Origin of the sequence: Chroococcidiopsis sp. SAG 2025, assembly GCF_032860985.1 — a bacterium.
In the GTDB taxonomy this organism is placed as follows: domain Bacteria; phylum Cyanobacteriota; class Cyanobacteriia; order Cyanobacteriales; family Chroococcidiopsidaceae; genus Chroococcidiopsis.
This window is the reverse complement of sequence record NZ_JAOCNC010000001.1, coordinates 6,599,983-6,624,276: the sequence shown is the minus strand read 5'-3', so window position 1 is coordinate 6,624,276 and position 24,294 is coordinate 6,599,983. Positions and strand designations below refer to the sequence as shown.

Here is a 24,294-nt window from a genome sequence, read left to right as displayed (position 1 = left end):
GACAGCATAGATGAACAAATCTACGCTGAGACAGTTGCTGAAGTGGCTGTGTTGGGCGGTCGGTATATGTATCTTAAGTTTGGCGCTCGCAGCATGTAGTCCCAGCGAGCGCCGAGTTTGTTTGTCAGGGTTCCTGAATAGCCCCTATAGCGACGAGCAACCAGCCTTGAGCGGTGATGGGCGTTGGTTAGCGTATGTCTCGAATCGCGATGGCAAGCACCGTTTACTGTTATACGATCTACAAGATCGCTGCCTAGTTTCTCTACCGCACATTCCCGCCGCAGCGATCGCAGAACATCCGAGCTTGAGTTATACGGGGCGCTATTTAACTTATTTAACTGGCGATCGCGGTAAAATTGTTTTGACACTGTACGATCGCGCTACACAACAGACACAGACTGTCAGCCAATGGTATCAGGCATGGGTGCGCAACCCCAGCATCAGTCCTGACGGGCGTTACATTGCCTTTGAAAGCAGTAAAAGCGGGCAATGGGATATCGAAATCCTGGATCGAGGCGATCGCGTTGAGTTGGATATTCCAGATGGTACGATGACAGTTGTTAGGGAGCAGGGAGCAGGGAGTCGGGAGCAGTGACCAGTTATCAGCGACCAGTAAAGAGTGACTAGTGACTGGTGGCTAGTGGCTAGAATTATTTCCCCCTTATCCCCCTTGTCTCCCTTGTCTCCCTTGTCTTCCTCGCTCCTTGTCTCCCTTGTCCCCCTTGTCTATCTGTTTCTCTCTATTTATATTGCTCCTAGTTAGTTTCCTGAGTGGCTGTAGCGGCTCTCCCCATCTTTTAAGCTATCCCTTCGATCCAGGCGGACGCAGCCTCAACAGTCCCGCAGCAGAATTGTCTCCGCGCGTTGCAGGTGAATATGTAGTGTTTACATCCGATCGCTTCGGGCGACAAGATGTTTATTTATTCAATTTAAAAACGAGTAGCCTCGTCAATTTACCAGGATTAAACTCTGTTGATGCGATCGCCTCCGATCCCGATTTATCAGCCGATGGTCGCTATATTGTTTTCACTGGCAGCAGGCGAGGTCAAGTTGGTATTTTTCTCTACGATCGCGAAACTCGCCAGCTCAGGAATTTAACGGCAAATTTAGCAGCAGAAGTACGCCACCCTACCATCAGCAAAGATGGCAACAGGATTGCCTTTGAATCGAGCGCTAACGGTCAATGGGATATTTTAGTTTGCGATCGCGCTGGCAACCTAATTAACGTGCCGATGAACCCGCAGTGAACAGTTATCAGTGGAGAGTGGGGAGTGAGGAGTGAGGAGTGAGGGGTAAGAGAGTGGTGCATGTTTTAATTGCGACTTGCGAATGCGCGACTTGCGACTTGTCTTGCTCCCTCAGCAACCTTGCGCTCCCTCAACTCTTTTATCCCCTTATACCCCTTGTCTTCGAGAGTCTCCCTCACTCCTCGCTCCTTCTTGTCTCACAGCTTCAATCAGAGATCTCACCTCTGCCACGCCTTCAGAAGGCTCGAATTTGAGGGGGAATTTGCCGCGTCCGAGCATTCGCAATCCTAAAGGTCCTAAACTGAGTAAGCCCCTGAGATCTCGCAGGTAATTCGAGACAACGTGCAGTCCAAACTTACGCTCGTCGATCCAGCCACCTTCTTTGACTAACTCGACTAAAACTTTACGGTGGCGAATGGAACGGCTATCGGCAGCATCTTTTAATGGTAAAATTTCCTGTTTAATCTGACTGATGCGATCCATCGGTGCAACATCCATTGGACAAACAGTGTTGCAGTAATAACAACGAGTGCAGCCCCAAACGCCTTGGGTTCCTTGGTTATACTTTTCTAACCGAGTTGCGGTTTCAGCATCGCGAGTATCTGCTACCATTCGGTATGCTTTGGCTAAAGCATGAGGACCGACAAAATCTGGATTGATTTCGCGAGCATTGCATTCAGAATAACAAGCACCACACATAATACAGTTACCCGTTCGATCTAATTGCGATCGCTCTGCTGGTGATTGCAAAAACTCCCGTTCTGGGATTTTTCTTGCCCCCGTGCTGACATAGGGATCGACTGCTTCTAGATGATTCCAAAAACTCTTCATATCTACTACCAGATCTTTGATGACTGGCATATTCCCCAAAGGAGAGATAATGATTTCTGGTGTCTTAACATCTCTATTCCTGCTCTCACCCGTGCTTAATTGCAGTCGGCTGACTTCGCTACCAATATTTTCTTTACAGGCTAAAGCTGAGCGACCGTTAATTCGCATTCCACAACTACCACAAATAGTATTGCGACAATTTTTACGAAATGCTAAGCTACCATCTTGCTCCCACTTAATCCGATTTAAGCAGTCTAAGATTGTATTTCCTGGTTCTACCTCTAGCTGATAAGACTGAACCCGAGGCGCGGAATTTTCTGATTGTCGGACGATTTTAAATAGAACTTGCATTGCCATCAACTAAATTTTGTAAATAGGAGCGATCGCGCTGATAAATCGTTGTTAACGCTACTTGACATTTAATCCATCCTTTCAAAGGAGATTTTGCTGTCTGGTTAGTTAAATTACTGCTCTGTAGTCGATCGCGCTGGAACTGCTTCTAGTGTAGAACGATCGACCTAAATCTGGTGGAGTTTATCTAGCACCAGGGTCAAGTTTCAGGTTTGTCAACCCCTTTTTTAAAAAAATATATTTCCCCTCTTTGTGGGCGCATGAGTCGCTGGTGCTAAAGAAATGAAGCTAGAGCAATTTCGTACTCATAAAGGTCAGGGATTTTAGATTGATACCAATTTTATCTGCTCTGACAACAGATCCGATTCCCTGACCGCTCTGATGATTTCGGGACTAGGCAGATCTCTTTTCTCGCCATAAATCAGTAAAAAGGGATGACCTCTTTGCTCCGATTTTACCTGTCTCGATCGAAATTTTTTTGGTTCTTTACAGTGAAAGCTAAGCGCTTGCAACCATTTTTGGGGGTTAGATTCTGCTATGCCTAACCAAATAGTCCCCTTATGGCTAGCCTTTAGTTCAGTCCGCTACAGAAATGGGAAAAATTATTGATGTTTGTTGCATTTCCCAGTTAGAGTCCGAGGAGTGTCTGCTTGACTAAAAAACTTCGATGCTAGCGATCGAAGATTGTATATTTGGTAAGGTTGGTTAAAAAATTAAGATTAAATTTGCAAAGTTGAATTTAAAATGGGTAGTATCTAATTATGGAAAAAATTTTTGGAGAACAGGAGAGATTTGGACATACTTCTTCTATAAAATAAGAGATTAGCTACTTGGCAATTAGCCAGAGCAGTCGGCGATCGAAGATCGCATGTCAGTGGCAAATCAACAGCCTACAACTGACAAAGTGTAACTGATGACTGAAAAAATCGCACAAACAATGTGCGACTAGCAAAGAGCAACTTGACGATAGACAAAAAGCAAACAGCCAAGTCAATATCTGTCAAGCAAACTTTACCCACTTTGGAGAACGTAAGGATATTTGGAGCGTGAGTACTGAAACTGCAACCCATCCATTAACTGGAAAAGCATTGCTGCAAAAGGTAAAAGAACTTTCTAACTTACCTAGACGAGAAAGAGCAAAAGCCTGTGGCTATTATACGGTCACAAAAAACAGCCAAACTCGCGTCAATTTAACCGATTTTTATGATGCCTTACTCGCAGCAAGGGGCATTCCTCTAAGTCCTGAAGGACCAAAAGATGGTCGCGGACGGGAACCAACCTATCGCGTCAGCGTACACAAAAACGGTCAAATTGTAATTGGTGCTACTTACACCGAAGCAATGGGCTTAAAGCCAGGTGATGAATTTGAGATTAAATTAGGTTACAAACACATTCACCTAATTCAACTCGATAGCGATAAAAGTAGAGACGATAACTTAGACGATGAAGACGACGAATAAAAATGGTCGTTGGTCAATCATCATTGGTTAACCACCAGCAATCGATGGCAAGTGACCGATGACAAATTCTATCTGAGGCGTGCTAATCGCGGATCGTATAACTGCCAAATCTTAATGTCATTCCAGACAATTGCACCTGTATCGATGATACAGGTGACAGAATTTTTTCTAGTATGGACTGCTTGCTGGCTACCATTAGCAATTGGTTGCGCGATCGCAATTAAATGGCGACCGTCTCAACCAATTACAAGTGGACAAAAATTACCACTGCTTGCCTCACTTTACGCGATCGCGCCCTTGATTTTATGGCAAGCCAGCCAGATTTTGGCAGTACCTTTTACTGATTGGGGTTTCACCTGGAATTGGCATCTGTTAATTTCTAGTGGTGGGGGTTTTGTAATTGGCGCGATCGGCATTACTAGTTTATTTGCCGGACAAATAGCTCTTGGTTGGGTGAAATGGCAGCAATCCGAACCAAGAAAATCTAGACAAATTGCATCAGTTGTGCTGCTAACTTTACTATTAGCAGTGTGGATTAGCGGCACGGAAGAATTAATTTTTCGCGGCTTCGTTTTCACTCAATTAGAACGCGACTTTTATTTAGGCTGGGCATCTGCAATTTCCAGTCTAATTTTTGCTTTGTTACATCTAGTTTGGGAGCAAAAAGAAACATTGCCACAATTGCCTGGACTGTGGTTAATGGGTATGGTGTTGGTACTTGCCCGTTGGGTAGACAATGGAAGTTTGGGCTTAGCGTGGGGACTTCATGCGGGTTGGGTATGGGCGATCGCGTGTTTGGATACCTTACAAGTCGTAGTATATACGGGTAATGCAGCAGAATGGGTTACGGGGAAATATGGCAAGCCTTTGGCTGGTGTTGTAGGGTTACTATTTTTACTCGCAACAGGTACGGTTATTTGGTTATACCGAGTTTTTTACGCTTAAATAAAAGCGCGATCGCCTCATGAAACATCTCTACGAAAAAGATTTTTATGCTTGGACGCAAGCCACTGCTAAAGCACTGAAGGCAAAGAATTTTGATGCAGTTGACTGGGATAATCTGATTGAGGAAGTAGAAAGCTTGGGCAGGCGAGAGAGACAAGAACTGAGAAATCGTTTGGGAGTGTTAATCGGACATCTACTGAAATGGCAGTATCAACCCCAGCATCGAGGTAATAGCTGGCTAGCCACAATTAAAGAACAGCGCCAGCAGATTCTATTGTTAATGAATGAAAACCCTAGCCTAAAAAGCTATTTAGATGAAGCAGTGGCGATCGGTTATTCTAGTGGCATTAACTTAGCAGTTAAAGAGGCGGAGTTGCCATACGAGGTTTTTCCACCTGTGTGTCCTTACAGCTTGGTGCAAGTGTTAGATGCTGAGTTTTTCCCAGCCTGAAAACCGAGATGAGAAATGCAGGTAAAAGCTTTGAAATTATGGGGTTTGGGATTATTGCTGAGTGCTATGGTCAATTTTTTATGTCACGCATCAGCCGTAGGCAAAGCGTAGCGTTAGACGCAAAGGCGCGAAGAAGATCGCTAAAGATGTTTAGCAGTGATAATTGTAACTGGATTCAGAGGGGCAAAGCGGGTGAGTTGCGCTATGGGTACGGAGCGGGAGAGTTGGACTTGCAATAGTTGGTATTCCCAGCTATTTTGATGCTTGAACCAGTCTAGAGCTGTGCTGAGGTGTTCTAGGGTAGCAAGAGCAATGACTAAAACTCCGCCAGAAGATAAGCAGGAACAGGTTTCTAGAATAGAGGCTAAGTTACCACTGCTACCACCGATAAAAACGCGATCGCATCTAGGAAGATTTTGTAAAATCTCTGGAGCAGTACCGTGGATGGACGTAACGTTTTTTACGCCGAATCGTTGGCAGTTTTGAGCAATTAACGCGCTACCAGCTGCCGTTTTTTCAATTGCGTAAATTTTACTAGTAGGAAATAAACGAGCAATTTCAATCGAAACCGAACCAGTTCCCGCCCCAATATCCCAAACAATTTGTTCGGGTTGCAGCGCCAGTTCGCCTAAAATCAAGAGGCGTACTTCTCGTTTTGTCATCAATCCTGGGCGATCGCTAAAACTCAGAAATAAACGATCTGGTATCCCTAGTTGCGGTAAGCTGGCTAAGTTCAGTTGCAGTTCTGGCTCGGATTGGCGGAGTAAGACAACAATATTTAAAGGTGCAAAAGACAGATTGTTTGTAGAAACGTTACAGTTAATCTCTCGACATACTTCGTCCTCGCTACCCAAATTTTCGCATACCCAAAATTTGTATCGAGCGAGTAAATCTAGCGATACTAATAGACGCGCGATCGCATGAGGGTTATTTGTTTTATCCGTCAATACGGCAATCTTCTCTACCCCTTGCTGCAACGCCTGAATTAATTCATCTAGCGATCGCCCGTGAGCGCTGATTGCTCTAGCATCTTGCCAGGGAACTTTGAGCCGATTAAATGCTAACTGTATTGAGCTGAGGTGAGGATGAAAAGTTAGTTGTTCTGGTGGGAGTTCTGCAAGTAGCAATCGCCCTAAACCAAAAAATAACGGATCGCCCGATACTAAAATTACAATACCATCTTTCCCATCTGCTAAATAACGGCGAATTTGAGCGATCGCTGCGATGAAATCTCCTAGTATCAGGCGTGGTGCTGGGTGGTGTGGGAAGTAATTTAAATGGCGATCGCTCCCTACAAGTAATTTTGCCTCCACAACCAATTGACGTAATGAATCAACCAGTCCCTCAGTTCCATCTAATCCAATGCCAATTACGTGTATTGGTGTCATTTGTTAGTTATCAGTTGACAGCGATCGGCGATCGGTAGAAAGTGTTGCGTAGCGCGGGAAATACTGACGACTTACCACTGACGATTTACGACTTACGACTCCCGTTCTAACGCCAACATAATTAAAGCATTTAAGATCGCAGCAGCGACGGAGGAACCTCCTTTGCGTCCTTCTACACGAATTTGATTGACTGGGGAGCGAGCTAAAGCAGCCTTAGATTCAACGACTGAGATAAAACCTACTGGCGCACCAATTACCAAAGCTGGTAGCACACTGGCGCTTTCTAATTCTTGACATAAAGCTAAAAGCGCTGTAGGAGCATTACCGATCGCAAAAATTGCTGTAGGAAACTTTTCATAAGACTGGATTAATCCTGTTTCCGTGCGGGTTTTGCCTGGGAGAGCTACTTCAACTCCTTCTACAGCACTAATGAGTGGGTTATCAAAAGTTTTTCTGAGCAAACTCACTACACCCTGTTTCACCATACCGACATCAGTAATAATCGGCACGCGATCGCGAATTGCCTGAATTCCTGCGTCAATGGCGTTGGGACTAAAACGAATCAAATGCTGAAACTCAAAATCAGCCGTACTATGAATTACCCGTCTGACGATCGCATACTCAGCCGGACTAAATTTATCTTTATACGTGCCAATTTCGCGATCGATAACCGCAAAACTCTGCGTCATGATGGGATGGATAGGGAAGTTCACAGTTATCAGTTATCAGTTATCAGTTGTCAGTGTACAGACGTTATATGTAACGTCTGTACAAAACTAGTTCCACCATAAAACAAGTTTACTCCACTGAAACTATACTTCTCATTTGAGTTAGTCAATCTACGGCGATCGAGATGCTAGAGTATGTCAGTTGTCAGTTATCAGTTATCAGGGAGCAGGGAGCTTCTGAGCAGTTACTTACCGACTTACGACTTACGAATTACGACTTACTAACCGTGCCAATCTACTTCTACTGGGGTGAGGATGAGTTTTCGTTGCAACAAGCAGTTAATAGCTTGCGCGATCGCTACCTCGATCCAAATTGGATGAGTTTTAACTACACGCAAATTCCGCTTACACAACCAGACGCTGTAATTCAGGGACTCAATCAAGCGATGACACCACCATTTGGGATGGGTAGTCGTCTTGTTTGGCTGGTGGATACAACTGTCTGCCAAAATTGTACGGATGACTTGTTGGCTGAACTAAAACGCACCCTACCAGCTATTCCCGAGACTTCAGTTTTGTTACTGACAAGTCGCAATAAACCGGATGGCAGGCTGAAATCGACTAAACTTTTGCAAGAATATGCCAAGGTGCAGGAATTTGCGCTGATTCCACCGTGGAAAACCGATTTACTGCTTCAACAGGTACGACAAGCCGCCCAAAGTTTAAGGGTGAAGCTAACTCCCAGTGCAGTAGAAGCGATCGTTGAATCTGTAGGGAACGATACGCGGCTGCTTTATAACGAACTGGAAAAGCTCAAACTCTATGCAGGTGAGAATTCTTCACCTATAGACGAGAGTATTGTAGCAGACTTGGTTAAAGTCAATACTCAAAATAGTTTAAAGCTAGCAGAAGCAATTCGTCAGGGAGATACAGACAAATCTTTGATCCTTATCGGGCAGTTGATCGGTCGCAACGAACCCGTACTCAAAATCGTGGCGACGTTGATCGGACAGTTTCGGACTTGGCTATGGGTGAAGCTAATGTTAGAACGAGGCGAAAACTCGGAACAACAGATCGCTCAAGCAGCAGAAATTAGCAATCCTAAACGAGTATTTATTCTCAAGCGAGAAGTGATGCAGATTTCTATACAGCAACTGATCGCTGCTTTACCCGTCTTGCTGGAATTAGAAGTGAGCTTGAAACAAGGTGCAGAACAAATAACGACGTTGCAAACAAAAGCGATCGCGCTTTGCCAGATTTTTTCATCATCTAACAGCTAGCTGTAAGCTGGAATAAAGCGCAGGGAGAAATGGCTGGAACTTCTAACTCTTAAAATGATTCAAAAGAACTGATGCCTCCGGTATGACATTTTCTGCCAACATAAAATATGACTAAATTTTGCTATCTCTATTTACTGACCAACTTCAACCGGATGTTATCGCGATCGCTGCTTATTGGCGCAATTAGCGCGTTGAGTGTAGTTGCTGGACTACCCGATCTGCACAACTTCAGCAATTTCAACTTCAGCACTGCCGCATCTGCCCAAGACTTCAGCGAAGCAGAAGTTAACAATTATGCTAGAGCTGTTTTGGAGGCAGAACCAGTCCGCCAAACGGCTTTAACCGATCTCAAACAAAGTATGGGTTCTGAAGAGTTACCCCGCATTGCGTGCGATCGCGAAGATAGCATCTCTAACCTACCAGATAACGCTCGCAGTATTGCCAAAGGATATTGCTCGCAGTATGAATCAATTGTGAAAAAATACTTTAGTTCTTTTGAAGAATTTAATCAAATTACCAAAACAGTCCAAAATAATCCCGATTTAAGACAGCGAATTCAAAATGAAATGCTGCGACTACAAGGTAATCCTTAACGAAGTCGTAATTCGTAATTCGTAATTCGTAATTCGCAAGTAGAGAATTAACTGCTCCCTGCTCCCTGCTCCCTAATAACTGAATGTTAACTATAACCGATCGCTTACCAGCTATTAACAGTGCTGTCAATGCTTTTACCTTGGTGCTGACGGCGGAGGAACGTACGAAAAGCCGCCATCGCTTTGAAACTGAGGAAGGAGAAACGGTATTTTTACGTTTACCCAGAGGAACGGTGTTGCGGGATGGAGATATGCTGCGATCGGATAATGGCGAATATTTGATTTTAGTCAAGGCAAAATCAGAACTAGTCTTGACGGTCACAGCAGCCACATCCTTAGATTTACTTAGGGCTGCATATCATTTGGGTAATCGTCACGTACCCCTAGAAATTGGTACTACCTACCTCCGCTTATCTCCCGATCCAGTTTTACAAGCTATGTTAGAACATCTAGGAGTCATGGTAGTAGAAGAAAATGCTCCATTTCAGCCCGAAGTTGGCGCATATGGACATCATTAGTTTGTCATTTGTCATTTGGTATTTGTAGTTGGATGTGGAGCAATTGAGTATTCTCAATTTATTGCAATTGACGAGTCCGGCTTTACCAGTAGGGGCTTACAGTTATTCTGAGGGTATAGAAACGCTGGTAGAATGGGGGGCGATCGCAGATGCTAAAAGTTTGCAACATTGGTTGGAACGGGAATTGCATTTTGGCGCAATTCGGATTGAAGCGGCGATGGTGGTAAGGGCATACAATGCTGTTGCGACCAGCAATTTAACAGATTTAAATTATTGGAATAGTTGGCTGTCGGCGGCGCGAGAAACGGAAGAGTTGCGTAATTCTAGCTGGCAAATGGGGCGATCGCTGGTGCGGTTGTTGTTGGAACTTGAGCCACAGTTAGAATCTATATTTAATGCGGTAGGTCATTCAGTGAATTATGCGATCGCCTTTGGAGTGGCTGCTCATTGTTGGCAAATTCCCCAAGATGCAGCTGTTTTAGGTTATTTACATAGTTGGGCGACAAATCTAGTGACTGCTGGAATTAAACTGATTCCCTTGGGACAAACTGCCGGACAACAGATTTTAATCAATTTACAAACTCATATAGTTGATGCATCTGCCAAGATTCTAGTTTTAACAGATGACGAGTTCAGTAGTTGTAGCTGGGGTTTATCGCTGGCTAGTATGGCTCACGAAACTCAATATACGCGCTTGTTTCGGAGTTAATCCTATTTATGACTAAAAGCTATAAGTGGTAATTGCGAGCGCCCCGATTGCCAAACTCAACCACAAGAGAAAACAATACCTTGTCAGTTGTAGAGCTTGATGGATCTTTTCGGCTGTGATGGGATAAGTTGCATTTCCAAGTAAAGGCTTTTGCTTGGCTACTCCCCGATACCAATTTGTCCCTCCTAATTGCACGCCTAAGACAGCTGCATAGGCGCATTCGCTCCAACCCGAATTAGGACTAGGATCTTTAATTGCATCCCGCTGGCACATTTGCCACACATACATAGGCTTAAGCGATCGCAATGCGAGAGTTAATAATGTCAAACGACAAGGCAACCACGTCAATCGGTCTTCCAATTTAGCGCTAAATCTGCCTAAATGAGTGTATGGTGCTTCTCGATAACCTACCATCGAATCGAGAGTACTTGCTGCTTTGTATGCCAAGGGCAGAAACGCCACATTTGTATATGGTATGAAGGCAGAGGCGATCGCGTAAAATAAAGGAGCCATGACCCCATCAGTGGCATTTTCCGCTACTGTCTCTAAGACTGCTCTCAAAATTTCTGGTGCTGAGAGTTCTTGCGTATCTCTACCAACATAAAGACTTAATTTTGCTCTCGCTTGTACCAAATCGCCAGTTTTCAAAGGTTGCAAAACATCTTCTGCTGCTGTTCTGAGACTGCGCCCAGCAAAACAACTGGCTAATAAAATGCTATCTGTCACTAGACCCAGTAATGGATGTAATTGGCTAGCAATGTAAACCATTAACCAGCTAACAGCACCACTGCCAAGAATTAATCCCAAACCTAAAACCACACCCGCCCAGTAGAGCGATCGCTCCGATCTCAAATATTTGAATGCGAAATAATTAAACTGAGAAATTAGCCATCCCATCACCCGCACTGGATGGGGAAAATCCCAAGGATCGCTAATTAAGTAGTCTAAAACTGCGGCAGTGACTAGAGCGAGAATTTTGAATTCCGAATTTAGAATTAACTGATAACCGCTCACTGCTCCCTACTCCCTGCTCTCTGCTCCCTATCTCCTAAACAACAAAATTTGTTTCTTCTCCTTGAGCGGCTTGCCAACTACGGGCATCGTAGTAGAGATCGGCAAGAGTAATACTATACAATGCTTCTCTCATTTTTTGATGCAATCGTTGCCAGAGCGTAAAAGTGACCCAATCTTCTGCTTGTCCTGGTTCTGGTTGATGATGGGGCAAAGGTTCGATAGTTTCTCCGACAGCAGCGAGAATTTCACCTAATGAAATTGCCGCAGGGGATCGCGCTAATTTGTATCCTCCTTGGACTCCCCGCACCGATGTGACTAATCCTGCTCGTCGCATTTCAATCAGTAATTTCTCTAAATAAGGAGCAGGAATTTCTTGCCGAGCGGCAATTGCTTTAACTGCTACCGGAGTGTAATTTGGTTGCAGGCTCAGATCGAGCAATGCTTTAACGCTGTAGTGACCCCTAGTTGTCAGTTTCATTTCTCAGTTATCAGTTATCAGTAAGGCAAGAGGCGCTCTTACAAGAGGCAAGAGGTTTTTTACTTACGACTTGCGACTTGTGGCTTGGAGACTTTTGAATTTTGACTTGTAACTTTTGACTTCTATCACTCACTCTTTTTATATTTAGAGAAAATTACTTTACACATTGATGCGTGCAGCGAAAATCACGTAGTTGTCTTCTGGGGTAGAGCAATTTTTCAGTTTAATTACCTACTGAGGGTAGATAAATAGACGAACATCACTCGTTCCCGAACGAATAATTTTTCCCGAAGATGGCGATCGCGATCGCTACCACACAACCAACAGTACTTCAGTCAGTTTTTGCCGATGCTATTTCCTGAGGATGATTCGATTCGATCGGGGATTGACAAAGCTCGGACAGTTATTAGGATGATTCATACTATTTTCAATCAAAAAAATTTTCAAAATTAAGATCGAAAAGCTGAAAGAATCACTATAATCAGTGTATTATAGTTAGCTAAGCTGATATAAAGCTAAAGTAAACTAAATCATAGCTTCAGTTAGCTGACAATCAAAACTGTAAACCACCTGCTCCAGTCAAAACAAAACTAAGTTGATGAATAAAAAGAAAAAGATCGAGCCTCTAGCCGGAGAAGCACTGCTCAAGAAAGTCAAAGAGCTAGATAGCCTGAGTAAAGAAGAAAAGGCAAAGGAATGCGGCTACTACACGACTACCAAAAATGGTGTAGAGCGTGTCAATATGATGAAGTTTCTCAACGCGCTAATAGATGCGGAAGGGATTGAATTAGATAGTACTTCCAACTCGAATGGGCGTGGCGGACGTAGTGCCAGCTACCGCATTAGCGTTCAATCGAACGGTAATTTGCTAATTGGTTCGGCATATACGAAGCAAATGGGTTTACAACAAGGAGATGAATTTGTCATCACTCTAGGGAAAAAACACATTCATCTCAAGCAAATAGATGGAGCAAAAGAAGACGTAGAGGCTACAGCTTGAGATTTAGGGGACGCGATCGCATCCAAATCGATCCGCTATTTCGTCAGACTTCAAGCTCAATTTTATCACCAGCAAACAGTGCCTCAAGTTTTGCTAGAAAAGCGCTTTTTGAGAGTTGCAGAGTTAGTTTTTCACCCGAAAGTAAAGCTAGCGGGTGAAAGACTAAGCTGTTCAACTTATAGTAGCGCGATAACTTTATTCAGTTACTTAGGCGGGTACTTATCGAGTTCCCATTGGAGAAACGCAGCTTAATAAACTTTCCACCAGAGGCAAGCAATTTATTGTTAAGGTTTCCTGACTAGAACTGATAAAGCCCGCCACTATATTATCGAGCGCAAATTCAATTTGCGATTGACAGGGCGTTGACGATTAAAACCACTCTCTCTTAATAGGGAGTAGAGAGTAGGGAGTAGGGAGCAGGGAGTTAGAAAATTTACGGCTCACTAGCCACTAGTCACTACTCACTTTTTGGCAACGCTAATTCTTCTACAGGTAGTGAAACTTTGAGATAAGGATGAAGCGCTTTGCGAGTTGCTGCTAGTTTACACGTTAAAGCAATTTGTTCCCGTTCGAGCAAGCCTAAAACTTGCTCTGGCCGATCTCGATCAATAATTGGTAACTGATGTAACCCCCTGGCTCCCATTCGAGATAGAGCCTCAGATAAAGGTTCATCCGTGTAAGCATAAAGTAAATCGGTCGTGCAAATATCGACCAAAAGAGCATCGGCATTTTCCCAAGTTGCGATCGCCCGATTAATATCTTCTAAAGTCACAATTCCTAGTAGTTGCAGTTCGGGATTGACCACCAAAGCACTGCGACAATGAGCGTTAGTCATGGATAAGCCTGCTTGAGATACAGACATAGAATCTGGCAACATGAGAGGCGATTCGTAAATTGCTTCTCTTACCAATATTTGCTGCACAATTTCTCGATCTTCGTCCCCAACTAAATTCAAATTCAACTGTTGTAAATTGGCGCTAGATTCAGGAGTTACGCTTTTTTTCAGCCGTTCTACTAACCAGACACTTAAGCCTACCGCCGCCATTAACGGTAAAACAATGCGATAGTCGCGCGTCAATTCAAATAATAATAGAATTGCTGTTAAAGGAGCTTTAGCACTCCCAGCTAATACAGCTGCCATTCCCACCATCGCATAAGCTGGCGGACCCGCCATATACATGCCAACTTGTGGTAGCAGTGCCGCTAAAATTTTGCCATATGCTGCTCCCAACGAAGCACCGAGAAACATGGCTGGAGCAAAAACCCCGCCAACCAAACCGCTGCCCATACTAATCGCCGTGGTTACTAGCTTCAACACCAGCAGAATTAACAATAGCAGCAAAGAAAACTCAACATCCTGAAGCATAGCTTCTATGGTTTCGTATCCAATGCCTAAAATCTGCGGATAGAGCAACGCCACCAAGCCGACACAAGCACCACCAATCACCGGATGCATTGGCAAGGGAACGCGACCCAGCCAAGCAAAACCCTTAACTTGTCCGCGAAAACAGGCTCGTCCCCAAAGGAGTAATTGAGTGTAGGCGACTGAAATAAGGCTAGCAGCAATTCCCAAGCCGACATAAAGCGGTAGCTCTAAGGGGCTGCGAACCTCGTATACAGGTAAAGCAAAAGCTGGCTGTCCTCCCAAACCAATTTGGGCAACCAGCGCCGATACAACTGCTGCTAGCAAGACAACGCTGACAGCCGAATTAGCAAATGTCGTTCCCAACACTACTTCTAGAGCAAAGAACACTCCGGCAATGGGAGCGTTGAAACCCGCTGCCAGACCTGCTGCTGCCCCTGCACCTAAAAGTAGACGCTGGCGTTCTTGCGAGACTTGTAGGACGTGAGCGAGTAACACGCCAAAATTAGCGCCAATTTCGACGCTGGGACCTTCGGGACCGAGCGAAGCACCACTGCCCAAAGATACAGAAGCAGCTACCATCTTAGTGACAGGTTGGAGTCGCTGCAAAATAGCATGTCGCGTGGCACTACCAGAAGCCGCAGCAATTAAAGAAGACAGCCCAGGACCAAAATCTTGCCTGCGCGTCAGCATCAATCCGACAATGAATCCGCCCAGAGTTGGAACCAGAGCAATTGTCCACGCACCCCAAGCGGAGAGCGTCCCCATCAAATTCACAAAAGCAACGTCGTGAACGAGTTCGATTAGATAGTGAAATGTCACCACACCCATACCCGTACCACCGCCAATCAATACTGCTAGAAGTAAGACAACGGCTTCTGGAGAAGGCTGAAAGCGATTGAGAATGTGGGCAATAGGGTTAGAAGTAGCAGCAAGCCCGCCAGATTGTGGCTGACTCACCTCGGGCAGGGAACGATCGGTCATTTAGAGACAAAAACGAAAAATAAAGTTAAATTTTTTCACAACCTACTATTACTCATTCTCAGCGATCTTTCTGAAGCCAGACAAGTAGATAGTCGCGATCGTTTAAGAAGCTTTGCTAAGTAAGTGCGATCGCGCTCGAAAAAGAGTTATAAGAGTGCTTAAATGTATGTTGAGAGCTAATTAGCAATCCCTAATCCTCTCGCGTTCGTCATAGGCAACCGCAAATGACAAATGACTAGAGTAAAGTGAGTAGTGGCGATATGAGTTGGTAGCAACGAGAGCTGGTGGCTAGCCACTCACAAATGACAAGCAACAAATGACAAATGACAAATGACAACAAACACCATCTAGCTTGTAGCTTAACTATTTTCAGTATGCATATAAAATCAGACGATATATTGAATTAGCGTTTAAGATAGAAAAAATAAAAATTCATAGATTCACGTAATCGAACGCTCTAGGCGTGAAGAAACTCGTAAAGCCCCAAATACTCTCAAAGATAGGGGCTAATATCAGAGCGGCTGGTATATACTTCTACCAGTTTTGTCAAAAAGGTTTGGCAGAAGCTACCTATTGTCGTGGTTTGCATCCGCCAGTCTTCACCCTCGACTTGTGGACAAAAGCTAAATTTTTAGTTTGGTTCGATCGCGATCGCTTTATTGGTTGGAATTAGCAGCTTTTAATTGCTTATGCCAACTATTTATCACGCTCCCCAGGTTCGACGCATTAGGTTATCGCTGATGAACACTCACACTGGAAACCACTCTCTCACTTGCCCGATTTGTCAACGTACCGAACAACTCAAGCCAATCAAAGGCAATCGCGGGCTTTTTACCTGTCCTTATTGTCAAGAAAAACTAGTTGTTAGTTGGAGCGGTCATTACGTTCGCGATCCCCATTGCTTAAAACAAGTTATGGTAGCACACGCGCTACGTCGTCAAAGCCGACCTTGGGCAAGAATCATCCGCGACCTTGGTTCGCTCAAACGTCCTGTAGCAGTCTTAACTGCGGGTAGTATCTTTTTGTTAGGGATTAGTATCTTCAGTCTAGATAGTCTCAACAAACAACAATCTCCCTGGGACAGATTGGTGGAAGATGTGAAGGAAATGGCGAATTGAGTCAGTTATCAGTTATCAGTGACTAGCGGCTGGTGACTAGTGACTAGATGAAGAATTTTACTACTAGCTGCAATGACACACAAGGTTAGTTCAAGATGATGCTGGTCAAATGCTTTTGGGTAGAGGATCGAGTTCGGCTAACGTCATGTGTCAATACAACTAGCCACCAGCCACTAGCCACTCCCTACTCCCTACTCCCTTGTAACTAGCGTCCAGCCAGAGGCTTGACCGAGAGATTTAACTGATGGTAGCTGCAAGCGCTTGAGGGTAGAACGATCTAATAGTAGAAAAGGTTGGGGTTGCTGCCAACGTTGTTGCAGTTGGCTGAAGCTGCTACTGATGACGCGGCGATCGCTGTAAAAATCTAAGGAAGGACGATGATAAGCAAAGGAAGTGTAGATTTCTCGGTTTGGAGGCGTGCGAGCTTGAATGAGAGCAGCTATGGGTTTGACTTGGTAGGCTTCTGCTAGTTCCCAAACCCAGTGGTGAGAGGTGACGAAGAGTAGTAGGGCAACGTACATGCCCCAAATGAGTACGATTATAAATTGTCTTTCTCCCCTCACAGCTAACCAAGCACTCAAAGTCATCGTGCCTGCTACTGCTGCTAAAATCCACTGTAATTCCCAGTCTGGCGCGGTACTCCAAGAACTATAGTAGAGACTAGCTGCCCAAGCCACCACTGCTAGTAAAGTTAAAAATGCGATCGCGTAACGGGGATATTTAGCTGGATAGGATTGCTGCCAAAACTGGGTTAACTGGACTCCTACAGCCAAAGCGATCGCGGGGTAAACTGGTAAAACATACCAAGGCAGTTTAGTTCCCATTAAGGAGATTGCTAGCAAATAGCCTCCACCCCAAACCAAGATCAGTTTTGCCCAACTCCAGTTGCGATGATTCCAGGTATAAAGCAGACCGCTAGGTAAAAAGATTAACCAAGGGAAGCAGTATTTGAGAATTTCGAGCAAATAAAACCAGGGGGGATGTTGGTGGTTTTCTACCGCTTGCCAAATCCGGCTGAGGGACTGATCGACGACAGCGCGATCGGTAAACTGATGTCCGTATTGCCACCACTGAGCAGCATACCACGCCGCTACAGGCAAGCTGCCGATCGCGATTCCACCCCATAAATACCAACTACCTAACAAGCGTGGCGTATCCCAAAAGAGAAATAAGAGGGCGATCGCTCCGAGTAACAGCCCTACTATACCCTTAGTTAGTCCGATCAATCCTAAACCGATGCCTACGCCCAAGCAGTAGCGCAGATTGCGACGCGATCGCAACAAACACCAAACTGTAAATAGAAAAAAACTGACGATCGCACCATCTAACATTGCCAGCCTGCCGTGACGTAGTACGGGTAGCATGACTAGGTAAACTAAAGCCGAGAAAATCGCTGGCGTGCGATCGTGAAAAATTTCTCGTCCAATACTGTATAAAATTGGTACGCCAAGCGCAGTTAGTAATGCCCCTGGTAAACGAGATGTCCACTCATTCACCCCTCCAATTGTATAGGTGAGAGCGATGAGCCAATGCATGAGGGGTGGTTTATTTAAATAAGGCTCGCCGTTTATAATTTTTGGGTGCAGCCAGTTTGCAGGCGATCGCCATATTTCTCTTGCGACTTGCGCTACCGTACCTTCGTCCCAGTCTCGCAATGGTAAGTCACCCAAGTTTTTAGTATATAGAAGTAGTGCTGCCAAGAGCAGTCCCCAAATCCATAACCAATCGGCTCGGCTATGCAGCTGAGATTTCCAATTCTTAGCATTATCCCCAGTCAATATCCAACGACGCATCTAAGTTTTAATACTCAAGGCTAGGTGTCAATAGAGTAGTGAATTAACGTTCCTCTTTGTAGCTGTTTGGCTTGTCTCAGATGTCAGCAGGGAACGAGTACAATTTACCACTTCTTTCTATTCTTGCCACAATTACTGGATTGCCTATAGGTTGAAATTGTCCTAGATGCTGCGCGGGTTTGACTGATAAGGCGATCGCTTACCATTCTTGATATAGCTTTTGGGCGTAAAACATAATTTCTTCGTTTGGCAGGCGGATTTTTGGTTTTTGCCTGGGATATAAATTCTCGATTGTTTCTGTATCTTGGCGGATGACTTCATCTACTGCTTTGAGGAGCGAATTCTTTAATAAGCTTTTTAAAACTAAATTCTGAATTTTGGCGAAAACTAAAACAAATGTCTTAGTACGATTTTCTGTTTCAGGATATAAAGAATGAATTTGAATGAATTGACCAGATGGAATTGTAGCAATAAATGAAGTTAGAGAAGGAAAGGAATATTCAAATTGATTGACAAAGGTTTTCGGAACGGTGAGTAAAACTGGATTGCTAGCAAGCTCTCCTAGCGTGTTCCTGTCTCTAGTAACTTTCTGGAGGAGTTTTGTACTGTAGCCATTCTCCTGGTATTCATCGACCTCAATCGCTTTAATTCTAAATATTTCTCGATGCGTTCCATTTTGGTGATTGTAATCGTAATTAATTAAAAGATTGCTTAAAAAATCACCCTGAATGCTTTTACTTCCAGCAATCCCAACAAATTCAAAACCAGGGGTAATTCTTTCAATTAATTCGGGAATGGGAATTTTCGGCTCATATCCTCCATATGTCCAGATATTATCGCCGATCGCAGTCAAATCTAATTTTTCTAACAAAGGTTGAGTTACTGTTTCCTCTCGGTACAACCGCCCTTGCGTGTCAAATTCTAAAGCGTGAAACGGACAAGTAATGGTATCTCGCTCTCGACAAATCCAGCCATCGGAGAGAGGGGCTTGCATATGAGGGCAAATATTATCTAAGCCGAAGACTTCACCTTGTTGATTTTGCCACAGTACGTAATCTCGACCGTTAAGAGTAATTTTATGGGGTTTATTAACTCCCAACATCGAGCGATGAGCAATCAACCAAGGCGCACCAGGGAGAATAGGATGCATAGATTGACCTACAAATTGACCTAAAATATATGACGGTTTATTCGTATTTTCTCAAAATATGACGGATCGTTCGTGTTTGTCAAGCAAGGGTGGTGAGTCACCTACAAAATCTATGCGTCGTTCACCGAAGCAACAACGAGGTAAGCAAAGGGTAGAAAAAATTCTGGATGCTGCGGCTGAGGTATTTGCTGAGATAGGTTATGAAGCCGCTACAACCCATGCGATCGCAGCACGGGCAAATACAGCCGTTGGGTCGCTTTACCAGTTTTTTCCTGATAAAGCAGCTATCTTCCGCGCCTTAGAAATTCGTCATGTCGAACGAGTAAAAGCAATGTGGGCTAAGGTAAACACGCCTAGCATCATTCAGTTACCGCTCAGGCAGATGATTCATAAGCTAGTAGAAGCTGTTGCCAATTTGTTCGAGCAACCAACTTCTCGCGTTGTTTTCGTGCAATTTTTCACCGCACCAGAGATATTTCAAACAATTGACGAGAGTTTGACTCAAGAGGCGATCGCATTTATGGCTAGTTTATTGAAACAGCGCCATCCTACTTTGAGTGACGGACGGTGTAGCCTATTAGCCGAAGTCTGCGTTCATTGCAGCAATACGTTAATTCTAATTGCTCTACGCAGCAGCGAAACTCACAGCCAGCAGCTCATAGAACAGATTGAAGATTTACTCGTATCCTACCTCAGTCCTCATGTCGGTGATGAGCTATTGCAGCACAAAGTAATGAAAGTAATGAAATGCCCTCATTGCCAATCCGAGCGACTCTCTAAAAACGGGCATCGCCACGGGAAGCAGCGTTATTTGTGTAAAGATTGTGGCAAGCAGTTTCCAGCATGGAAGGGATAAGCTCATGGTTCAAGTTGTTGCATCATTTCACCTACTTCCCGTGCAGCCGGAGCGGTACTTTCTAATAATGAATGAGCAACATTATGCCGCTCTGTATGGCTGCGATTTTGACTGAGTTTGTATTTCCCTTGCAATCGCGTCACAATCATCTCGAAGCCAACAATACCATTCATCATTCCCTCACGGTAGCTGTCAGATAGATCGTGCCATTGCGCTTTATATTCAGACTCGTAGGTGTCAATTGTCTCCTCCATCATCTTGTCCATTAGTTCCGGCGAGCCAGCGCGAGTAATAATTTGAGGTATGCCATAAGCATGAACGGCAACATAATTCCACGTTGGTACGTTCTCGCGTTTCTCATAAAGAGATGGTGAAATATAAGCGTGCGCTCCTGTAAAAATAGCCAATGATTCATGCTTGCCAAAAGCTTGCCATTGAGGATTTTGCTTCGCAAGATGACCAGTTAGTTTGACAACATTATCCTGCACTGTGATAACAAGCGGAATATGCGAGGCAACAGGTAAACTATCAGTTGTAGATACCAACGTGGCAAAACTATGAGCTTGCATAAAAGCTACTAACTTCTCAGGATCGTTCTCTCGAAAGGCGCTGGGGATATACATGATAGATCGACTTATGTAGGCTGCCAAACTAGCGTCAACTTCAGCTACTCTTCGTATTGCGCCATCGCTTTTCGGTACTGTTGTACAGTCTGCGCCATTTCCGCCAAGATCTCGCTTTGCTCCTGCACGATGCTTTGCGCTTCTACAGCCTGCTGTCGCGCCTTTTCAGCAACACGCCGCGCTTCTACAGCAGCACGCCGCGCTTCTACAGCAGCACGCCGCGCCTCTTCAGTAGCACGCCGCGCCTCTTCCGCAACACGTCGCGCCTCTTCCGCAACACGTCGCGCCTCTTCAGCCTCCTGCCGCATTGCCTCATTTGTCTGCCGCATCTCCTCCGCGAATTCTCGGCTCTCCTCAGAAGTCTGACGGTCTTTCTCCGACTGAATGCGCTGTTCTTCAGCAGCAGATTGGCGCAATGCAGCTTGCTTCTGCTGCTCGGCACTTGCCTCTCGCTTTATTTCCGACTCGCGCCGAGCTTGTTCGGCGTTTTGCCGTTCCCGTTCCGTTTTCTGACGCTGTGGCTCGCTTTCTGGCATTGTTCTTTTCTCCGTCTAGTTAGTCAAGCCGCAAGGTTAAACTAACAATCGAGTTGACATCACGAGCAGATGCAAACAACTAGAGTATATCTATATTTTTCATGTAAGGAATCTACCCAACGCGATCGCCTGTGTCACTCCGATCGCATCTCATCAGCAAAAACTTTCACGGAAAGTATCCTTTAATACAGCAAATAAATCATTATTCCCGTGCTTCCCTTCCTTGTAAATCCTCAGATACAGTAACAGTACAACTCGCGTGGAGAAAATTGAACCATGCTGTGTGTAGACGAACTGTTAACGCTGGAGTTGTTTCAACAGCTCTCCCAAGAGCAAATTCATTGGGTTTGCGATCGCGCTCAAGAAATGGAGCTATCTAGCGGCGAAGTCTTTGTCAAACAGGGAGATCCGCCACGCGGCTTTTATGTCATGCTATCAGGTCGGGTTAGTATTACTCGCATCAGCGAAGGGATTGAAATGCCGATCGGGCAGCACCAAGCACCCGCTTTTTTTGGCGAGATTCAAGTCTTAACCGATGAACTAGTCCCCGTGACATTACGCGCCCTTTCTGATTGTCGGCTCTACGAAATCTCAGGCGATGACTTTCGTACCCTACTACATAGTTGCCAAGGCTTCGAGCGCTTAATATTTCGAGCCGTACAGAAACGATTGCGCGGTTTAGAATCTTTTATTCAAAACCGCGAGAAAATGGCAGCTCTAGGTACTCTAGCGGCTGGCTTAGCACACGAACTTAACAACCCGGCGGCGGCTGTCATTCGCGCCTTGCAAGATATCACCCCAGCACTGCTCGAACTCCAACGGATGAACTTTGTTTACGGACAGCGCCAAGTAGAGGCAGAACATACAGAAAAATGGCTCAAAGTGCGTGATGATGGTTGGGATGCGGTTGTCAACCGTCGCCTGAACCCCATTGAATTTAGCGATCGCGAGGAAAAAATACTAGAATGGCTAGAGGATTATGGCGTAGAGGATGCTTGGAAACTCGCCGAACCATTAGCAGCTGGAAATGTAGATATAGAGACTTTAACCGAGCTGATGGAGCGCTGGAAAGACGATCCGACAGAATTAAAAGATATGGGGTTGCGCTGGCTGGCGCTTTCTTTTGAGGTTATGTGTACGGTTTCGAGTGGCTTGCGAGGAGCGCAGCGAATTTCTCAGCTCGTCCAGTCGATGAAATCTTATTCTTATATGGATCGCGGCGCGCAACAAATTGTTGACGTTCACGATGGAATTGAAGATACATTGCAATTATTTGCTTACAAATTCAAGCAAGGAATTGAAATTCAGCGGAATTACGATCGCTCTTTGCCCAAAATTCTCGCTTTCGGTAGCGAGTTAAATCAAGTTTGGACGAACTTAATGGATAATGCAGTTGATGCGATTGCGGGTAAAGGCATAATTGAATTAGCTACCGCTCAAAATGGCGATTATATCCAGGTACAAATTACCGATTCTGGTGCGGGAATTCCCGTAGAAATTCAATCGCGGATTTTCGAGCCTTTCTATACAACAAAGCCTGTAGGTTCGGGTTCGGGGTTAGGTTTAGATGCAGTGCGGCGCATTGTCGAGAACCGCCACCAAGGGACAATCTCATTTGCATCGCAACCTGGGAAGACTTGTTTTACAGTTTGTCTACCGATAGCTACACACAGTTATCAGTGAACAGTTATCAGTTATCAGTGACTAATAACCTATAGTTTCCAGGCTATATCCAAGACTCATTTTAATCATCTAGAGGTTTTGTTTCCGGGCGCTCTTTCCAATAGCCAGGTTTTCGGCTGCAATGCATAACAGCTAGGATAAGAATATATTCTGACTCAACTGTGTAAAGAATTCCATAGGGAAATTTTCGCGTCAGACATCTCCGAATATCTTCATCAATAACGCGCCAACGAGTAGGCGATTCCCTAATTCTATAGATTGCGTCCTCGACAGCATCAATAAACGCTTGCGCTACTTCAGTACGATTCTCAGCATAGTATTGAACAGCTGCGGCATATTCAGCAAGTGCTTCAGGGTGAAATACATATCTCATTACTCCAGCAGCCGCCTCACATGCGCTAAAGCTTCATCTCCCGAAATAGATAGAACAGTACCTTTTTGGATTTCGTCTCGCCGCTGTTTCGCTTCGTTAATCCAAGCTGCTTGAACCCTTGGATCTGCATCAAACTCTAAGCTTTCTACTAATTTTTCTGCTAAAAGCGCCCTTGATTCACCTGGTAAGGATAATGCTTCTTCTAAAAGCCTCTCGATAGATAGCATAACTATTAGCCTTAATCTTCATCATTAAAAATATAGTAACTTACATCAATAACTAATATCTTAATTTATAGCAATTCTAAATCATTCACAAGATGCCGACGTTTTTCTAGTGTAGTGAGCAAAGCTTATTCCTCGATCGCATAGATTGCTGGCAATTGCCGATACTTTTCGTTCATGTCAATACCGTAACCAATAATAAAGCGATCGGGAATTTCAATTCCCAAATAATCGATTTCAACTTGAACTTTACGACGTGAGGGTTTATCAAGTAAAGCGCAAAGTTTGAGCGAGGATGGATTATGAGTTTTCAATATTTCTATTGCTTTTGACGTTGACAACCCAGTATCGACAATATCTTCAACTAAAATAACATTCTTGTTGTTAATAATTTCTTCATCCAAACCCATTAACATCTTGACTTCACCCGAACTAGTGGTAGAACAACCATAGCTAGATAATCGGATCAGTTCGACATTACAAATTGGAGTTTGCATCTGCCGGATCAAATCGGCAAGAAAGATAAACGATCCTTTCAAAACACCAATAACAATTGGAAAGCTGTTTTGATAATCTCGATCCAACTCCCGCGCTAATCGCTGTACTGTTGTTGCTATTTCTGACTGAGAAATAAGTGGAACGAGTTTTTCATCCATAG

General features: G+C 44.5%; 27 protein-coding genes. 14 read left to right on the top strand and 13 right to left on the bottom strand.

All coding sequences use genetic code 11. From position 1 onward, the window contains the following. Positions 1–10: 10 nt before the first annotated feature. Both N4J56_RS32220 and N4J56_RS32215 read left to right on the top strand, forming a co-directional pair. Entirely contained in the window at positions 11–595 is a 585-nt protein-coding gene (locus tag N4J56_RS32220) for a biopolymer transporter Tol (protein WP_317110491.1), read from the top strand. A gap of 151 nt (positions 596–746) precedes the next feature. Next, entirely contained in the window at positions 747–1,247 is a 501-nt protein-coding gene (locus N4J56_RS32215) for a TolB family protein (protein ID WP_410500667.1), read from the top strand. 147 nt (positions 1,248–1,394) lie between these two features. Here N4J56_RS32215 and N4J56_RS32210 read toward each other — a convergent pair whose 3' ends face one another. Further along, complete coding sequence (locus N4J56_RS32210; RefSeq protein WP_410500666.1) at positions 1,395–2,429, bottom strand: succinate dehydrogenase/fumarate reductase iron-sulfur subunit; 1,035 nt, start codon at positions 2,427–2,429, stop codon at positions 1,395–1,397. A gap of 1,046 nt (positions 2,430–3,475) precedes the next feature. On the opposite strand from N4J56_RS32210, the gene N4J56_RS32205 reads away from it, so the two are divergent. From N4J56_RS32205 to N4J56_RS32195, 3 genes are all read left to right on the top strand, one after another. Next, the gene (locus N4J56_RS32205; RefSeq protein ID WP_015156891.1) at positions 3,476–3,889 is read left to right on the top strand and encodes an AbrB family transcriptional regulator; all 414 of its coding nucleotides are present in this window, start codon (positions 3,476–3,478) and stop codon (positions 3,887–3,889) included. Between the two features lie 144 nt (positions 3,890–4,033). Beyond that, positions 4,034–4,834: a CPBP family intramembrane glutamic endopeptidase gene (locus N4J56_RS32200; protein WP_410500664.1), complete on the top strand. Its 801-nt coding sequence runs from the start codon at positions 4,034–4,036 to the stop codon at positions 4,832–4,834. Between the two features lie 19 nt (positions 4,835–4,853). Beyond that, positions 4,854–5,285 (top strand): DUF29 domain-containing protein, encoded by a 432-nt coding sequence (locus N4J56_RS32195; protein WP_317110487.1) that lies wholly within the window; start codon positions 4,854–4,856, stop codon positions 5,283–5,285. 140 nt (positions 5,286–5,425) lie between these two features. Here N4J56_RS32195 and cbiE read toward each other — a convergent pair whose 3' ends face one another. Next, a complete protein-coding gene (cbiE, locus tag N4J56_RS32190; protein WP_317110486.1) occupies positions 5,426–6,673 on the bottom strand; it encodes a precorrin-6y C5,15-methyltransferase (decarboxylating) subunit CbiE in 1,248 nt (415 codons plus the stop codon). Positions 6,674–6,765: 92 nt separating this feature from the next. Next, on the bottom strand, positions 6,766–7,386 hold the full coding sequence (locus N4J56_RS32185) for a precorrin-8X methylmutase (RefSeq protein ID WP_317110485.1): 621 nt from the start codon (positions 7,384–7,386) through the stop codon (positions 6,766–6,768). Positions 7,387–7,628: 242 nt separating this feature from the next. On the opposite strand from N4J56_RS32185, the gene holA reads away from it, so the two are divergent. The 4 genes from holA to N4J56_RS32165 all read left to right on the top strand — a co-directional run bounded on the left by holA (position 7,629) and on the right by N4J56_RS32165 (position 10,441). Next, complete coding sequence (gene holA, locus N4J56_RS32180) at positions 7,629–8,621, top strand: DNA polymerase III subunit delta (RefSeq protein WP_410500663.1); 993 nt, start codon at positions 7,629–7,631, stop codon at positions 8,619–8,621. Between the two features lie 107 nt (positions 8,622–8,728). Beyond that, complete coding sequence (locus tag N4J56_RS32175) at positions 8,729–9,214, top strand: DUF4168 domain-containing protein (RefSeq protein ID WP_317110483.1); 486 nt, start codon at positions 8,729–8,731, stop codon at positions 9,212–9,214. An 83-nt stretch (positions 9,215–9,297) separates the two neighbouring features. After that, positions 9,298–9,732, top strand: a complete 435-nt coding sequence (gene ureE, locus N4J56_RS32170; RefSeq protein ID WP_317110482.1) for an urease accessory protein UreE — start codon at positions 9,298–9,300, stop codon at positions 9,730–9,732. Between the two features lie 28 nt (positions 9,733–9,760). Further along, a complete protein-coding gene (locus N4J56_RS32165; protein ID WP_410500390.1) occupies positions 9,761–10,441 on the top strand; it encodes an urease accessory protein UreF in 681 nt (226 codons plus the stop codon). 12 nt (positions 10,442–10,453) lie between these two features. On the opposite strand, the gene cbiB is transcribed toward N4J56_RS32165, so the two are convergent. Both cbiB and N4J56_RS32155 read right to left on the bottom strand, forming a co-directional pair. After that, on the bottom strand, positions 10,454–11,455 hold the full coding sequence (gene cbiB, locus N4J56_RS32160) for an adenosylcobinamide-phosphate synthase CbiB (RefSeq protein ID WP_317110478.1): 1,002 nt from the start codon (positions 11,453–11,455) through the stop codon (positions 10,454–10,456). Positions 11,456–11,489: 34 nt separating this feature from the next. Next, positions 11,490–11,933: an Rrf2 family transcriptional regulator gene (locus tag N4J56_RS32155; protein WP_015156901.1), complete on the bottom strand. Its 444-nt coding sequence runs from the start codon at positions 11,931–11,933 to the stop codon at positions 11,490–11,492. A gap of 598 nt (positions 11,934–12,531) precedes the next feature. Between N4J56_RS32155 and N4J56_RS32150 the strand changes: the two genes are divergently transcribed. Continuing rightward, positions 12,532–12,933: an AbrB family transcriptional regulator gene (locus N4J56_RS32150; protein WP_015156902.1), complete on the top strand. Its 402-nt coding sequence runs from the start codon at positions 12,532–12,534 to the stop codon at positions 12,931–12,933. Between the two features lie 457 nt (positions 12,934–13,390). Here the strand turns inward: N4J56_RS32150 and N4J56_RS32145 are convergent, their stop codons facing one another. Then, positions 13,391–15,280, bottom strand: a complete 1,890-nt coding sequence (locus N4J56_RS32145) for a chloride channel protein (protein WP_317110476.1) — start codon at positions 15,278–15,280, stop codon at positions 13,391–13,393. Positions 15,281–15,743: 463 nt separating this feature from the next. Between N4J56_RS32145 and N4J56_RS32140 the strand changes: the two genes are divergently transcribed. Together N4J56_RS32140 and N4J56_RS32135 are read left to right on the top strand one after the other, a co-directional pair. Then, positions 15,744–15,953: a hypothetical protein gene (locus N4J56_RS32140; protein WP_317110475.1), complete on the top strand. Its 210-nt coding sequence runs from the start codon at positions 15,744–15,746 to the stop codon at positions 15,951–15,953. Positions 15,954–16,020: 67 nt separating this feature from the next. Continuing rightward, positions 16,021–16,398, top strand: a complete 378-nt coding sequence (locus N4J56_RS32135; protein ID WP_165587779.1) for a hypothetical protein — start codon at positions 16,021–16,023, stop codon at positions 16,396–16,398. A 191-nt stretch (positions 16,399–16,589) separates the two neighbouring features. Here N4J56_RS32135 and N4J56_RS32130 read toward each other — a convergent pair whose 3' ends face one another. After that, the gene (locus tag N4J56_RS32130; protein ID WP_317110474.1) at positions 16,590–18,191 is read right to left on the bottom strand and encodes a glycosyltransferase family 39 protein; all 1,602 of its coding nucleotides are present in this window, start codon (positions 18,189–18,191) and stop codon (positions 16,590–16,592) included. Between the two features lie 199 nt (positions 18,192–18,390). Beyond that, positions 18,391–19,341, bottom strand: coding sequence for a Rieske (2Fe-2S) protein (locus N4J56_RS32125; protein ID WP_317110473.1), 951 nt, complete (start codon positions 19,339–19,341; stop codon positions 18,391–18,393). Between the two features lie 58 nt (positions 19,342–19,399). On the opposite strand from N4J56_RS32125, the gene N4J56_RS32120 reads away from it, so the two are divergent. Continuing rightward, positions 19,400–20,197: a TetR family transcriptional regulator gene (locus N4J56_RS32120; protein ID WP_410500389.1), complete on the top strand. Its 798-nt coding sequence runs from the start codon at positions 19,400–19,402 to the stop codon at positions 20,195–20,197. A gap of 2 nt (positions 20,198–20,199) precedes the next feature. Here the strand turns inward: N4J56_RS32120 and N4J56_RS32110 are convergent, their stop codons facing one another. Together N4J56_RS32110 and N4J56_RS32105 are read right to left on the bottom strand one after the other, a co-directional pair. Next, positions 20,200–20,820, bottom strand: coding sequence for an FMN-binding negative transcriptional regulator (locus tag N4J56_RS32110; RefSeq protein WP_317110471.1), 621 nt, complete (start codon positions 20,818–20,820; stop codon positions 20,200–20,202). 44 nt (positions 20,821–20,864) lie between these two features. Continuing rightward, entirely contained in the window at positions 20,865–21,356 is a 492-nt protein-coding gene (locus tag N4J56_RS32105) for a hypothetical protein (RefSeq protein ID WP_317110470.1), read from the bottom strand. Positions 21,357–21,632: 276 nt separating this feature from the next. Here N4J56_RS32105 and N4J56_RS32100 point away from each other — a divergent pair, with 276 nt between their 5' ends. Continuing rightward, on the top strand, positions 21,633–23,039 hold the full coding sequence (locus N4J56_RS32100) for a sensor histidine kinase (protein WP_317110469.1): 1,407 nt from the start codon (positions 21,633–21,635) through the stop codon (positions 23,037–23,039). A gap of 61 nt (positions 23,040–23,100) precedes the next feature. Here the strand turns inward: N4J56_RS32100 and N4J56_RS32095 are convergent, their stop codons facing one another. From N4J56_RS32095 to hpt, 3 genes are all read right to left on the bottom strand, one after another. Beyond that, positions 23,101–23,412: a type II toxin-antitoxin system RelE/ParE family toxin gene (locus N4J56_RS32095; RefSeq protein WP_317110468.1), complete on the bottom strand. Its 312-nt coding sequence runs from the start codon at positions 23,410–23,412 to the stop codon at positions 23,101–23,103. Continuing rightward, entirely contained in the window at positions 23,412–23,639 is a 228-nt protein-coding gene (locus tag N4J56_RS32090) for an addiction module protein (RefSeq protein ID WP_039713124.1), read from the bottom strand. The genes N4J56_RS32095 and N4J56_RS32090 overlap by 1 nt, the downstream gene beginning before the upstream one ends. A 125-nt stretch (positions 23,640–23,764) precedes the next feature. Then, positions 23,765–24,292 carry a hypoxanthine phosphoribosyltransferase gene (hpt, locus tag N4J56_RS32085; protein WP_317110466.1) on the bottom strand — a complete coding sequence of 176 codons (528 nt, stop codon included), beginning with the start codon at positions 24,290–24,292 and terminating at the stop codon, positions 23,765–23,767. Positions 24,293–24,294: the final 2 nt, after the last annotated feature.

Coding starts and splice junctions, on each gene's coding strand:
- N4J56_RS32220 (WP_317110491.1), top strand. CDS start 11: ATGAACAAATCTACGCTGAGACAGTTGCTGAAGTGGCTGTGTTGGGCG.
- N4J56_RS32210 (WP_410500666.1), bottom strand. CDS start 2,429: ATGCAAGTTCTATTTAAAATCGTCCGACAATCAGAAAATTCCGCGCCT.
- N4J56_RS32200 (WP_410500664.1), top strand. CDS start 4,034: ATGATACAGGTGACAGAATTTTTTCTAGTATGGACTGCTTGCTGGCTA.
- N4J56_RS32195 (WP_317110487.1), top strand. CDS start 4,854: ATGAAACATCTCTACGAAAAAGATTTTTATGCTTGGACGCAAGCCACT.
- cbiE (WP_317110486.1), bottom strand. CDS start 6,673: ATGACACCAATACACGTAATTGGCATTGGATTAGATGGAACTGAGGGA.
- N4J56_RS32175 (WP_317110483.1), top strand. CDS start 8,729: ATGACTAAATTTTGCTATCTCTATTTACTGACCAACTTCAACCGGATG.
- ureE (WP_317110482.1), top strand. CDS start 9,298: ATGTTAACTATAACCGATCGCTTACCAGCTATTAACAGTGCTGTCAAT.
- N4J56_RS32155 (WP_015156901.1), bottom strand. CDS start 11,933: ATGAAACTGACAACTAGGGGTCACTACAGCGTTAAAGCATTGCTCGAT.
- N4J56_RS32150 (WP_015156902.1), top strand. CDS start 12,532: ATGAATAAAAAGAAAAAGATCGAGCCTCTAGCCGGAGAAGCACTGCTC.
- N4J56_RS32145 (WP_317110476.1), bottom strand. CDS start 15,280: ATGACCGATCGTTCCCTGCCCGAGGTGAGTCAGCCACAATCTGGCGGG.
- N4J56_RS32135 (WP_165587779.1), top strand. CDS start 16,021: ATGAACACTCACACTGGAAACCACTCTCTCACTTGCCCGATTTGTCAA.
- N4J56_RS32130 (WP_317110474.1), bottom strand. CDS start 18,191: ATGCGTCGTTGGATATTGACTGGGGATAATGCTAAGAATTGGAAATCT.
- N4J56_RS32125 (WP_317110473.1), bottom strand. CDS start 19,341: ATGCATCCTATTCTCCCTGGTGCGCCTTGGTTGATTGCTCATCGCTCG.
- N4J56_RS32120 (WP_410500389.1), top strand. CDS start 19,400: ATGACGGATCGTTCGTGTTTGTCAAGCAAGGGTGGTGAGTCACCTACA.
- N4J56_RS32110 (WP_317110471.1), bottom strand. CDS start 20,820: ATGTATATCCCCAGCGCCTTTCGAGAGAACGATCCTGAGAAGTTAGTA.
- N4J56_RS32105 (WP_317110470.1), bottom strand. CDS start 21,356: ATGCCAGAAAGCGAGCCACAGCGTCAGAAAACGGAACGGGAACGGCAA.
- N4J56_RS32100 (WP_317110469.1), top strand. CDS start 21,633: ATGCTGTGTGTAGACGAACTGTTAACGCTGGAGTTGTTTCAACAGCTC.
- N4J56_RS32095 (WP_317110468.1), bottom strand. CDS start 23,412: ATGAGATATGTATTTCACCCTGAAGCACTTGCTGAATATGCCGCAGCT.
- N4J56_RS32090 (WP_039713124.1), bottom strand. CDS start 23,639: ATGCTATCTATCGAGAGGCTTTTAGAAGAAGCATTATCCTTACCAGGT.
- hpt (WP_317110466.1), bottom strand. CDS start 24,292: ATGGATGAAAAACTCGTTCCACTTATTTCTCAGTCAGAAATAGCAACA.